12 protein-coding genes and 1 pseudogene are annotated in these 11,040 nt (G+C 59.9%); 9 read left to right on the top strand and 4 right to left on the bottom strand.

Going from position 1 to position 11,040, the window contains the following annotated elements:
- Positions 1–498 precede the first annotated feature (498 nt).
- A pseudogene (locus IDH41_RS22235) lies at positions 499–708 on the bottom strand (DMT family transporter); the annotation flags it as partial.
- A gap of 15 nt (positions 709–723) precedes the next feature.
- Positions 724–1,506, bottom strand: coding sequence for a 3'-5' exonuclease (locus IDH41_RS22230; RefSeq protein ID WP_190864973.1), 783 nt, complete (start codon positions 1,504–1,506; stop codon positions 724–726).
- A gap of 207 nt (positions 1,507–1,713) precedes the next feature.
- On the opposite strand from IDH41_RS22230, the gene IDH41_RS22225 reads away from it, so the two are divergent.
- The 8 genes from IDH41_RS22225 (at position 1,714) to IDH41_RS22190 (ending at position 7,625) form a co-directional block, all read left to right on the top strand.
- The gene (locus IDH41_RS22225; RefSeq protein WP_190864971.1) at positions 1,714–2,538 is read left to right on the top strand and encodes a sugar phosphate isomerase/epimerase family protein; all 825 of its coding nucleotides are present in this window, start codon (positions 1,714–1,716) and stop codon (positions 2,536–2,538) included.
- Entirely contained in the window at positions 2,535–3,662 is a 1,128-nt protein-coding gene (locus tag IDH41_RS22220) for a Gfo/Idh/MocA family protein (RefSeq protein ID WP_190864969.1), read from the top strand. Before IDH41_RS22225 ends, IDH41_RS22220 begins: the two co-directional genes overlap by 4 nt.
- A 57-nt stretch (positions 3,663–3,719) precedes the next feature.
- On the top strand, positions 3,720–4,916 hold the full coding sequence (locus tag IDH41_RS22215; protein ID WP_190864967.1) for an MFS transporter: 1,197 nt from the start codon (positions 3,720–3,722) through the stop codon (positions 4,914–4,916).
- A 77-nt stretch (positions 4,917–4,993) separates the two neighbouring features.
- Entirely contained in the window at positions 4,994–5,674 is a 681-nt protein-coding gene (locus IDH41_RS22210) for an S-layer homology domain-containing protein (RefSeq protein ID WP_190864965.1), read from the top strand.
- 107 nt (positions 5,675–5,781) lie between these two features.
- Positions 5,782–6,138 carry an ArsR/SmtB family transcription factor gene (locus tag IDH41_RS22205; RefSeq protein ID WP_190864963.1) on the top strand — a complete coding sequence of 119 codons (357 nt, stop codon included), beginning with the start codon at positions 5,782–5,784 and terminating at the stop codon, positions 6,136–6,138.
- Complete coding sequence (locus IDH41_RS22200; protein WP_190864961.1) at positions 6,135–6,632, top strand: SRPBCC family protein; 498 nt, start codon at positions 6,135–6,137, stop codon at positions 6,630–6,632. Before IDH41_RS22205 ends, IDH41_RS22200 begins: the two co-directional genes overlap by 4 nt.
- 12 nt (positions 6,633–6,644) lie before the next feature.
- On the top strand, positions 6,645–7,193 hold the full coding sequence (locus IDH41_RS22195; RefSeq protein WP_223829954.1) for a hypothetical protein: 549 nt from the start codon (positions 6,645–6,647) through the stop codon (positions 7,191–7,193).
- 36 nt (positions 7,194–7,229) lie between these two features.
- Entirely contained in the window at positions 7,230–7,625 is a 396-nt protein-coding gene (locus tag IDH41_RS22190) for a VOC family protein (RefSeq protein WP_190864959.1), read from the top strand.
- Positions 7,626–7,918: 293 nt separating this feature from the next.
- On the opposite strand, the gene IDH41_RS22180 is transcribed toward IDH41_RS22190, so the two are convergent.
- On the bottom strand, positions 7,919–8,884 hold the full coding sequence (locus IDH41_RS22180; RefSeq protein WP_190864958.1) for a helix-turn-helix transcriptional regulator: 966 nt from the start codon (positions 8,882–8,884) through the stop codon (positions 7,919–7,921).
- Between the two features lie 153 nt (positions 8,885–9,037).
- Here IDH41_RS22180 and IDH41_RS22175 point away from each other — a divergent pair, with 153 nt between their 5' ends.
- Positions 9,038–9,622: a type 1 glutamine amidotransferase family protein gene (locus IDH41_RS22175; RefSeq protein WP_190864956.1), complete on the top strand. Its 585-nt coding sequence runs from the start codon at positions 9,038–9,040 to the stop codon at positions 9,620–9,622.
- A gap of 544 nt (positions 9,623–10,166) precedes the next feature.
- Here the strand turns inward: IDH41_RS22175 and IDH41_RS22170 are convergent.
- A complete protein-coding gene (locus tag IDH41_RS22170; RefSeq protein ID WP_190864954.1) occupies positions 10,167–10,844 on the bottom strand; it encodes a class I SAM-dependent methyltransferase in 678 nt (225 codons plus the stop codon).
- Between the last annotated feature and the right edge of the window lie 196 nt (positions 10,845–11,040).

Genomic DNA, 11,040 nt, shown 5'->3' with positions numbered 1-11,040 from the left:
TGAATGGGAGAGGGGGACTGAATTTGTTTAACGGCATGATGGGCGGTGGGTTAGAGGGGGATAGAACTTGCTAGGCGGATGGAGATAGGCTGGAGAGGATGGGCTAGTTAAAGGGGCTGTTACGGGAGATCGCGACGGGAGATCACCGTTTGAATGGATTTCATCCAGTCAAATGGCTGGCTAGTCGACGTAGGAGCAGGTTTGGGTGGAAAAAATCCAATCAAAATAGCCATTTCCGGCCAAAAGGCGGGGAAATGGCCGATTTGATTGGATAAACTCCAATCAAACGGGAGTGCGGCACGGTGCGTGGCACTTTTGACTGTATGAAATACAGTCAAATCGTTCTCGGCGGGAGTCGTCCGGCCCCGGCCCCCCGGTGCCTCGCAGCGCCCCGCCTCGCAGCGGCCAGCGGCCCCCCGCCCTCGGCCACCGCGCCTCGCAGGACGCCGGCGTCCTGCGAGGCGCCGCCTTCCGGCCTCGCCGCCGCCTTCCGGCGCGCCACTGCCGCGCCGTAAGGCGGAACAGCTCCTCGCGGTGCTTCCATACGAGCGGCAGCATGAGCAGATTCGTCAAGTAGAGCCGGTACATGGCGATCACGGCGACGTCGGCGCTGGACCAGCGGATGAAGATCGACGAGAACGAGATCGCGATAATGCCGACGATATAGAGCAGCTCGTAGGTCGGAAGCGAATTCGGATTCCGGTTCATCGCGGCGGGCTTGTCCTAGCCCGTCTGTCCGGAGGAGGAAGCCTTCCCGGCGGCTTTCGCCAGCTCGGCTTCGAACACTTGCTGGAGCTCGGCCACTTTGCGGACGTCCTCGAACGTCGCTTTGCCCGCCAAATATTTCTCGGCGAACGTTTCCCACTTCGGCACTTGCTTCTGCTGCGTCATCGTCCGAATCGCGTTTTTCACCATTCGGCGTTCCTTCGCGTTCGTGTAGCTGTCCTTGAACTGCTGCTTCAGCCCAAGGTCGAGCTCCTTGAAAATTTTGCGGAACACCTCGGCCGTCATGATCGCGTCGTCCAGCGCGCGGTGCGCCGAGCCTTCGGCCGGTATTTCGAGGTCGGCGAGCGCGGCTTCGACGCTGACGTCGTTCGTGACGTTTTTGTAGCGGATATAGCCCTTGAGCAGGTCGAAATAGTCCGCGGCCAGCCAGAAGCCGTCGTCCAGCTTATGCATTCTCGTATCGAATACGATTCGCTTCAAATCCTCGCCGCCCCATGTAATAAGCAGGAACGATTCGCTCTTCCCCAGCCAGGCGACGAAGTCGGCGATCACCTTCGGGAAGCGGCTCGCCCGGTCGATGTCCTCCTGCGGGATGCCGGTTTTTTTCTTAATGAAGCTGTTCAGCTTGGCGAAGTAGACCGGCTTGATGAGGGCGGTGAACACGTCCGTCTGCTCCAGCTCGCTATTTAAGCGGACGGCGCCGATCTCGATCACTTCCATCGGCAGCTCGCTCGCGAATTTGCGTCCGTTAAACTCGATGTCCAGTACGATGTAATCCAATTGCGTAACCTCCGTGTATAGGCATGTGTTTACCATTCTATCAGAAAACGGGCCAAGCCGTGGCATACAATTTTGGAAAAGCGAACGGGCCCTTATAGTAGAAATTTCCCCCTGCCGCAAGAAGATCATTCACCGCATTTCGCCGGAGGGGTGGATTATAATGAAGTCGGGACGGCTATTCCAATGACGAAGGAGAGGGAACAAGCGATGAACATTTCAATCGGGGGCTATTCTTTCAACAACACGTATTTGGATGGGAAAATGGACGTATTCGGCTATTTGGAAACGGTAAAGTACCGTTACCGCCTGGATTCGGTCGACTTATGGAACGGATTTTTCGTCGACAGGGAGAGCAAGCCCGTCATGAAATTGGCCGACCGGAGCTATATCCGGAAAATTCGCGAAGCGCTGGACGAGAAGGGGATGCGGGTCGCGAACATCGCGATCGACGGCGCGCATCTATGGGATGCCGACGCGGAGATGAGGCGCCACCTGTACAATAACGCGCTCGAGCATCTGGAGGCGTCGGTTGTACTGGGAGCGGAAACGGTGCGCATCGATACCGGCGGGAGCTATTCGAATTGGGAGGCGATGGGGGAGGAGCAGTTCGGGTATACGGTGCGGATCTACCGGGAATTCGCCGCGTTCGCTGCGGACAACGGCTTCCGGATCGGGCCCGAGAACCATATGGGCGCGTCGCTGAACCCGCGCGAAATGAAGCGCCTGGCGGAAGCGGTCGACCATCCGTCCTTCGGCTTCCTCGTCCACTTGGGGCGCTGGAAAACGGATCAAGAGGAAGGCGACCGCCTCGTCGCGCCGTGGGCGTACCATACGCATTTCGACGAGAAGACGGCGGACGGCGAGAAGGGGATCGAGACGATCCAAACGATGCGCGCCGCAGGCTACCGGGGCTACTGGGGCGTGGAATACAACGCGCCGCGCAATCAATACGCGGAGACGGAGCTTCTGATCGCGAAGGTAAGGAGGCTGCTGCTGGAAGCGGATCGGCTGGAGGCGGGAGACGCGCAATGAACATGATCAGAATCGGGATTATCGGGACCGGGCAAATCGGCAAAATGCACATCGAAAAATATAAGCCGATCGCCGGCGCGGAAGTCGTCGCGGTGTGCGACGTCAATGAAGCGGAGGCGGCCCGCGTCGCGGCCGCGCACGGCATTCCGCACGCGCACGCAGACTTCAGGGAGCTGCTGAAGCGGGACGATCTGGACGCCGTGGACGTATGCCTGCATAATCACTTTCACGCGCCGGCGACGATCGCGGCGCTCGAGGCGGGCAAGCACGTCTACTGCGAGAAGCCGATCGCCGGCACGTACGCGGACGGGAAAGCGATGGCCGATGCGGCTGCGAATTTCGGGAAGCGGTTGCATGTCCAGCTGTTTACGCTGTATGGTAAGGATACGAAGGCGGCCAAGGCGTTAATCGACGGCGGCATGCTCGGCAACATCTACCATGCGCGCTCGACGGGCTTTCGCAGACGGAACCGCCCGTTCGTCGACGGCTACGGCACGCCGCATTTTACGCGGAAGGAGACGGCGGCGGGAGGGGCGCTGCTCGATATGGGCGTCTATCATATCGCCCAGCTCCTCTATTTGCTCGGCAATCCGAAGGTGGAGAGGATGACGGGCAAGCTTTACCAGGAAACGGAGATGCTGCCGGAGAGGCGCGAGGCGAGCGGCTTCGACGTCGAAGAGCTGGCGACGGGCTTCGTCCGGTTGGCGGGCGGCGCGACGCTCGATTTGATCGAAGCGTGGGCCATTCATCTCGGCGGCTTCGAGGGGAGCAGCATCGCGGGCTCGAAGGGCGGCATCCGGCTGCCGAACGAGCTGCCGGGCACCGGGGCCCGTCCGTTCAGCTTCCACAGCACCGTATGCGACATGGATTTGGACAGCACGATCGATCTCGACGCGATGGACCTGCGCAGACGGCGGCTGTACGAGAACGAGGACGCCTACGACTCTTCGCAGCATCACTGGATCGCTGCGCTGCAAGGGAGAGTGCCGCTGCTCCCGACGGCGGAATTGGCGCTAAATACGATGCTGATCAGCGAGGGCATTTACTTGTCTCATGAGCTTGGACGGGAAGTCGGCGCGGAGGAGGTTATACTGCGCTCCCGCCCGGCGGCCGCCCGGCTCTGACGCGGCAAACGCCCGGCCGCCGCGGCCTCGCTGACGGCAGGATGAAGGACGGAAGAGATGAATAACGAGAGATCTTTGCATTTCGTCAAAGCGTTTAACTTTTTCGTATACGGCTCCATCGCCGTATACAGCACCTTCTTCGCCCTCTATTTGCAGTCGGTCGGCATGACGACGCTCGAGATCGGCGCCTTGATGGCGGGCGGGCCGGTCGTTTCCATCTTCGCGAACCCGCTGTGGGGGTATCTGAGCGACCGCTTCCGCAACGTGAGGCTCATTCTGATCGTCATGCTGGCGGGCAGCATGCTCGCGATGCAGGTCGTTTTTCTGTTTCAGTCGTATACGGTCATTTATGCGTGCATGCTGTTCTTTTTCTTCTTCCAAATGCCGCTCTTCTCGCAGAGCAACAGCCTCATTCTGAACAGCATCGAAGGGACGAAGCACAAATTCGGCGCGTTCCGGCTGTTCGGCTCGCTCGGGTGGGCGCTGATGGCGGTCGCCGCCGGGCCCGTCATCGGGCAGATCGGCATCAAGCGGCTATGGCTCGTTTATACGGTTATGATGCTGATTACGCTCGCTTTCGCGTTCACGCTGCCGAGGGGCGAATCGAAGGGGACGTCGTCGGCGGGCAAAGTCCGCTACCGCTCGATGTTCGCGAACCGCTCTTTTCTGCTGTTCTTAATCGTGGGTCTGGTCATCTCCATCCCGAACTCGATGAACACGACCTTCATTTCGCTGTACATTACCGAGCTCGGCGGCCATGCGTCGCTTATCGGGTGGTCGGCCTTCTGGTCGTCGATCTTCGAAATTCCCGTTTTTCTGCTGCTGGACCGGTATTTGAAAAAGAACGCGACGACGATGACGCTGTGCGTCGTCGTCATCAGCGCGCTCTTCTCGCTGCGCTGGTTCCTCATGTCGGCGGCGGCCGGGCCGGAGCAAATTATTTTCATCCAGGTCCTTCATTGCTTGACGTTCGGGGGCTACTATTACATCGGCACGCAGCTGACGGTGCTGCTCGTGCCGGCCGAATTCCGGGCATCCGGCCAAGCGGTATACGCGCTTACGTGGGGCGGGCTGTCCGGCATCGCGGCCGGCGTGCTCGGCGGCTGGCTGTTCGAGCAAGCCGGTCCCGACGCGATGTACCGCGTCGGCGGCTTCTTAGCGGCTGCGGGAATCGCCGGCTTCTCGCTGCTGTACGCGCATTTGCGCAGAAGCAAGCCGGCCAGGAGCAAGGACGAGGCGCTAGGCGCCCTGTGACGCCCGCCGCTGCAACCTTTTGCGCCGTCCGAGCGTTCAAGGGGTAGAACACATGAAGGAAGAAGAGGTGGACGACCATGAAGAAACGTATTCGAACGGCGGTTGCGGCGACCGTCGTCATGCTGACCGCGTCGTTAGGGTCGCAGGCGCTCGCGGCCGACGCATTCGGGGATATCGCGAGCTCGCCGAACAAGGCGCAGATCGAGGCTTTGCAGGAGAAGGGCATCGTCAAAGGCGTTAGCGCCGCGGCTTTCCATCCGGAGGACAGCCTGACGGCTGCGCAAGGCATCTCGCTGATCGTCCGAACGACGCAAATCAGCCTTGCGGCCATCAGTTTCATGGAGGCGCCGACGGCCGAGGGCATCTTTTTGAAGGTGAGCAACGACGCTTGGTATGCCGAGGATTTCATCATCGCCCATTTCAACGGGCTTGGCATTCCGGCGGACATCGACCCGCAGGCGCCGCTGACCAAGGAGCAGTTCGTTCATTACTTGATTCAAGCCGTCGAGCTGACCGGCGAATATCCGCTCGTGAAGATGTACGTCCCGATCGCGGACGAGGCGGACATCAACGTCGATTATCAAGGCACGATCCAGCGCGCGCTGCTGTACAAAATCGCGTCCCTGGACGAGGAAGGCAACTTCGATCCGGCGCATGTCCTGACGAGAGCGGAAGCGGCCGGCATGCTGTACGAAGCGTACGAGTTCATCGAAGCGCATCGGGACAACGCGGTGATGGAGCCCGAGCCGGAAGCTTGACCATGAAACGAGCAGCTGGGCATAGCGTTTGCAGGCTGCTTTTTTATCATGCAAATATTCAACCAAATGGTTGACAATTGGAAGGCCTATCCTTTATACTCAACCACATGGTTGAATGTAGCGAAGAATCATTAAACAATATTTTTCATGCGCTGGCGGACCCGACCCGGCGGGCGATGATCGGCCAGCTGGCCGCAGGGGAGCGCACCGTGGCGGAGCTGGCCGAGCCTTATCCGGTGTCGCTGGCGGCCGCTTCCAAGCATATTAAGGTGCTCGAGAAGGCGGGTCTGCTGAGGCGCCGGGTGCAAGGCCGCACGCATATTTGCCGCCTCGATCCGGCGACGCTGTCGGCCGCCAACGCCTGGATTCGCTTCTACGAGCGGTTCTGGGACGATCAATTGGACATGCTGGAGAGGGAGCTTAATCGGCTTAACGAAAACGGAAGCGAGGAGGAAAGGGAATGAACGAGGAGAACCGTTATGCGTACGTAACGGCTCGGGTGACGCGGCAATTCAACGCCTCGCCCGAGCAGGTTTTCGACGCATGGCTCAATCCCGAGCGGATGCGCGGATGGCTGTTCACCTCCGCAACGAGCGATCCCGCCGGGCGGACCGTCGTGAACGACGCGCGGATCGGAGGCAAGTGGAGCATATCGGACCGGCGGAACGGCAACGACTACAGCGGAGACGGGGAATACGTCGAGATCGACCGGCCGAGGCGGCTCGTGTTCACGTTCCGGATGCTGCAGTTCAGTCCGACCGTCGATCGGGTCGTCATTGAGATCGCGCCGCTGGAATCGGGCTGCGAGCTGACGCTGACGCAAGAAATTACCGTTCCTCGCGACGATCGCATGACGCCGGCGGATATCGAACGCATGCTGGAGGAGTACAGAAGAGGCACCGAGCACGGCTGGAACGAAATGTTCGATTTGCTTGCGGCAACGATTTTGGAACGATAAGGAGCTTGCACCATGGAGGATCAAACGATGGCGGCCAGCATGAGCAACCTGCAATCGAATGACCGCTCCTTGACGAGCGAGGCGTTTCACCATTTGCATCAATTAACGGACGACCAAGTAAATTGGGCCTATGAAATCTGGGACCGCCTGAGGGACGATCTCCGCCATAAGGACAATCTCCGGCGCGTGCATGCCGCGCAGCTTCTGTGCAATCTGGCCAAGAGCGATCCCGAAGGGCGAATCGTCGGCGACCTTCCCCTGCTGTGGGAGATCACGAAGGACGAACGCTTCGTAACGGCCAGGCACTGCATTCAGGCGATTTGGAAAATCGGGCTCGCGGGCCCGAAGCAGAAGGAAAAGCTTCTGCAAGGCTTAACCGAAAGGTTCCGCGATTGCAGGGAGGAGAAGAATTGGTCGTTGATCCGGTACGACCTGATCGTCGATCTTCGCAAGCTGTACGATCACGAGCAAGACGAAGCCGTCAAGCGGCTGGCCCTTGACCTGATTGAATCGGAAGAGGATTTGAAATACCGTAAAAAATACGCGTCGGTTTGGAAATAAGCCCGACCGCGACCAAACGTGAAGGAGCCTGCGGAAATGACAAAGGTTACGCCGTTTTTGATGTTCCAAGGAAAAGCGGAGGAAGCGATGAATTATTACGTCTCGCTGATCGAAGACTCGGAAATCACGAGCATTACGCGCTACGGCGCGAACGAAGCGGGAGCGGAAGGGAGCGTCATGCAAGCTGCCTTCTCCCTCAAGGGACAAGAATTTATGTGCATAGACAGCAACGTGAAGCACGACTTTACGTTTACCCCGTCGTTCTCCATCTTCCTCACCTGCGACACGGAAGAGGAGATCGACCGTCTATACGCGGCTCTGATCGAGGGCGGCGGAGCGCTCATGCCGATCGGCGACTACGGCTTCAGCCGGAAGTTCGGCTGGCTCGTCGATCAGTTCGGCGTCTCCTGGCAGCTTACTCTTCCGGCGTAATGGATCTGAAACAAAGATAGGCCTTCCGGCGGCAGCCACGGACGCGATATTCGCGCTCATGGCTGCCGCCTTTTCGTTACGGGTCGGCTTCGGGCGGGAAAGGCTAGCATTTGCAGATCATGAGCAGGTTCCCGTCCGGGTCTTTGAAATTAAACCAGTGGCCGTTCTCGATCGCGGTAACCGGCTCGGCGCCTAGCCGCTTAAACGTCATTCGGATGAGGCATTGCATGGCCGCCAGTCCGGCACGTCTGGCCGAGGCGCATCACAAGCAGGATCCTTCGCCACGCGAAAGATTAAGCGCCATAAATAGCCGCGAGCGCCCGCGCCGCTTTACTAACTTCCCGCACCAGCTCCGGCGGCTCCGCCGCGCGGACGGACGGACCGCAGCTCAGCAGCAGCGACGGCAAATGCTTCAGCATCGTATCTTCGTCGATCCGCAATTCGAGCGAGCCGGCGTCGCGCTTCAGGACGCAGCCGCGCAAATACCAATGGCCGGCCAGGCGGTCCAGGCTTGCGTCGTCTCCTTCGATGCGCGCGAGACGGGCGTTGACGTCGTTGATCGCCTTTTGCACGGAAGCAGCCTGATCGAAATGGGCTTTCGCGGAAAAATCGTCCGGGATGGCGAACGTCTCCCCGGCGAGCGCAAGCCCCTCGAACCGGTCGACGCGGAACGTGCGGACGGCCTGCCGCAGGTGGCAATAAGCGGCCGCGTACCAGCGGTTCGAACGGTAGGCTAGCCCGTACGGGTCGAGCTTCCGAAGCTCGGGTTCGTCCTCCGGATTTTTGGCATAGCGTACATTGACCGTCAGTCCTTCCGCGACGCAGCGCTCGAGCTGCCGCAGCACGGGCGCAAGCGCCCGGTGCGCCTCGCTCGGTATGACGTCCATTCCCCGCGTCCTGCTCTCCCAATCCTCCTGCTGGTCACCGCTGTGGTAAAGCTGGATTTTGTCCAGCGCCCGCCGCAAATCGTCCTCGAACGGATAACCCGCGCCTTGCGCGAACAAGGCGGCATGCAGCACGGCTTTCAGCTCGGCCGGGTCGAAAAAGAGCGGCGCCTGCTTGAACGTGCCCGGCAGCGAATAACCGCCGTCATGCCCGGGCTCCGCGATAATCGGCACGCCGCTCGCGCACAGCGCGTCGATATAGCGGTACACGGTCCGCACGCTCGTCTCCAGTTCCTCGGCAAGACGCTCGGCGGTCATGACGGTTCCGGATCGCAGGAGCCATACGATTTTCAGCATATTGTCCCACTTGGCCATGCTTGATCACCTCTGCTGCCAGTATAACGCATGGAACCGACGGTCGGCTCGCCGAATTTTTTGGCGTACGCCCGCTCAACTGACAGCCTTTGTCAGGGGACATGAATTATGCTTGGTACATAACGAACTACACGAACTTAGGAGGAGATAAAGATGAAGCAAGTACTTGTATTTTTGACGGACGGATTCGCGGATTGGGAAGCCAGTTACGTAAGCGCGGAGCTGAACAACCCGCAGTCGGGCTACGAGGTGAAGACGATCGCGGTCGATCTGGAGCCGAAGACGTCGATGGGCGGCTTCAAGGTGCTGCCGGATTACGCCGCGGGCGGCGAGGAGTGGACGAAGCTGGACGTCGCGATGCTGATCGTCCCGGGCGGAACGAACTGGAGCGATCCGGTCAACCTGCCTGCGAAGGAGGTTATCGCGAGCTGCCTCGATCGGCAGGCGGGGGTGGCGGCGATCTGCGACGCGACGACGTTCCTCGGCCGGCACGGCTTCCTGGAGCGGCATAAGCATACCGGCAATATGCTGGCCAATCTGAAGCAGGGCGCGCCGGAGTATCGGGGCGAGGCGAACTACGTGGAGGCGCAGGCGGTCGCCGACGGCCCGCTCATTACGGCCAACGGCAGCGCCGCCGTGGAGTTCTCGAAGCTGATCTTGGAGAAGCTGGGCGTGTACGAGGGAGAAGCGCTTGAGGAATGGTATGGCATATTCAAAAAAGGGTATCTCGGCGCTTAGGGGAAGAACAAACCGATGGATGACGATCAGGATTCGTTTGTGCTCGCTTGATGGACAGTTCGCCTTACTGCCTGCTTGCACGGACAATGCGTCTCGTGCCTAAGCCGCCGAACACCGCGCGATCTGCCCGCTGGCAGCGGTGCTGGCGTCCTAAGCCGCCGTTCGCGTAATTTGGCCACCAAGCGTCGCGTCCCCTGACTAAGCCTGCGAATGTGCAGGCTTTAAGTCGTTCTATGCGTTCTGGGAAGCAAATGTCTGCGAATGTGCATCTTTTCTCGCTCGGTAAGCATAAAATGGGGCCTACGTCCCCGAAATGCCTGTACTTCCGCAGGCTTCCCATCCGGCTTCCTGTCGATGGTGTAAAGGCTGCACAATCGCAGGCTTGGCGCTTGGCTGGCCGTGCGGATGCGCAGCCTTGTGGCAGGTGGTTGGAAGGCCCCTCCAACTACCGAGGAACGTTTCCTGGGGAGAAGGAGCCTCCTTCCGCCATCCAGCGATGTCTTCCGGGACAGTCCCTTGCCCGAAGGGAGGCAAGGGAGTCCTCTCAGCGCTTGATAGCGACAAATACGGCGAACCCGTTGTGCTTGTACACGCAGTCGCAATCCGCGAAGCCGGCCTCGCGCAGCCACTGCAGCTGATCGAACGCGCCGGCGTTGATATCGAGCTTCCTGCGCTCGATCGAGGCGTCGATCGCTTGCGCGGGCAGGCCGCTCTTCCGGATCTCCTCCCGCCACCTCGCCATGTACGATTCGTCGAAATACGGCGTCGCTCCGGCCGCCTGGTCGGCGTTGACGAAGACGCCGCCGTCCGCGAGCAAGCCGTGCACGGTGCGGAACAGCGCCCGCTTGGCTTCGTGGGGCAGATGGTGGATGGAGAGCGAGGAGACGACCGCGTCGTACCGCTCCTCATAGGGATATGCCGTATAGTCGCCCGCGACGTACCGCACGTTCGGATCGTCCTTGAACCTTGCGCGCGCCTCCTTCAGCATCTCATCGCTCAAGTCGATCAAAGTGAGCGCGGCATCCGGGAATTTATCGCGCATGAATGCGGACAGAAGGCCGGTGCCCGCCCCCAGATCCAGGATGCGCGGAGTCGTGCCGCCGAACCGGACCCAGTCGGCCGCCGTGCCGTAAAAATCGTCGAAGCAGGGGATCAGCTGCCGCCGCTGCCGGTCGTAGTCCCGCGCGGCCGCGTCGAATTGTTTTTTCACCGTGTCGCTCATTTCAAAGCCCTCCTCGTCAGGTCCATATCGGTTTAGCCGTATCCTATCACCTCTTCGCCAGTGAAGGAAATATATAAAACAAATAACTTTTATAGGTTCATCCTATCGAAGAGACGAGCCGGCGCGTTCCTGAAAATGGGTATTGCGCAACCGGGCCAATGGTGTTATTATTGGTAAAATTTTAAAAAGCGCTCGC

The organism is Paenibacillus arenilitoris (assembly GCF_014705655.1).
GTDB lineage: Bacteria > Bacillota > Bacilli > Paenibacillales > Paenibacillaceae > Pristimantibacillus > Pristimantibacillus arenilitoris.
Note: the sequence above shows the minus strand (reverse complement) of the source record. Positions and strands in the feature narration are given on the sequence as shown.

What these genes read in the sequence shown, in the direction of transcription:
- IDH41_RS22225 (WP_190864971.1), top strand. Translation starts at nt 1,714, where the DNA reads ATGAACATTTCAATCGGGGGCTATTCTTTCAACAACACGTATTTGGAT.
- IDH41_RS22220 (WP_190864969.1), top strand. Translation starts at nt 2,535, where the DNA reads ATGAACATGATCAGAATCGGGATTATCGGGACCGGGCAAATCGGCAAA.
- IDH41_RS22215 (WP_190864967.1), top strand. Translation starts at nt 3,720, where the DNA reads ATGAATAACGAGAGATCTTTGCATTTCGTCAAAGCGTTTAACTTTTTC.
- IDH41_RS22210 (WP_190864965.1), top strand. Translation starts at nt 4,994, where the DNA reads ATGAAGAAACGTATTCGAACGGCGGTTGCGGCGACCGTCGTCATGCTG.
- IDH41_RS22205 (WP_190864963.1), top strand. Translation starts at nt 5,782, where the DNA reads ATGGTTGAATGTAGCGAAGAATCATTAAACAATATTTTTCATGCGCTG.
- IDH41_RS22200 (WP_190864961.1), top strand. Translation starts at nt 6,135, where the DNA reads ATGAACGAGGAGAACCGTTATGCGTACGTAACGGCTCGGGTGACGCGG.
- IDH41_RS22195 (WP_223829954.1), top strand. Translation starts at nt 6,645, where the DNA reads ATGGAGGATCAAACGATGGCGGCCAGCATGAGCAACCTGCAATCGAAT.
- IDH41_RS22190 (WP_190864959.1), top strand. Translation starts at nt 7,230, where the DNA reads ATGACAAAGGTTACGCCGTTTTTGATGTTCCAAGGAAAAGCGGAGGAA.
- IDH41_RS22180 (WP_190864958.1), bottom strand. Translation starts at nt 8,884, where the DNA reads ATGGCCAAGTGGGACAATATGCTGAAAATCGTATGGCTCCTGCGATCC.
- IDH41_RS22175 (WP_190864956.1), top strand. Translation starts at nt 9,038, where the DNA reads ATGAAGCAAGTACTTGTATTTTTGACGGACGGATTCGCGGATTGGGAA.
- IDH41_RS22170 (WP_190864954.1), bottom strand. Translation starts at nt 10,844, where the DNA reads ATGAGCGACACGGTGAAAAAACAATTCGACGCGGCCGCGCGGGACTAC.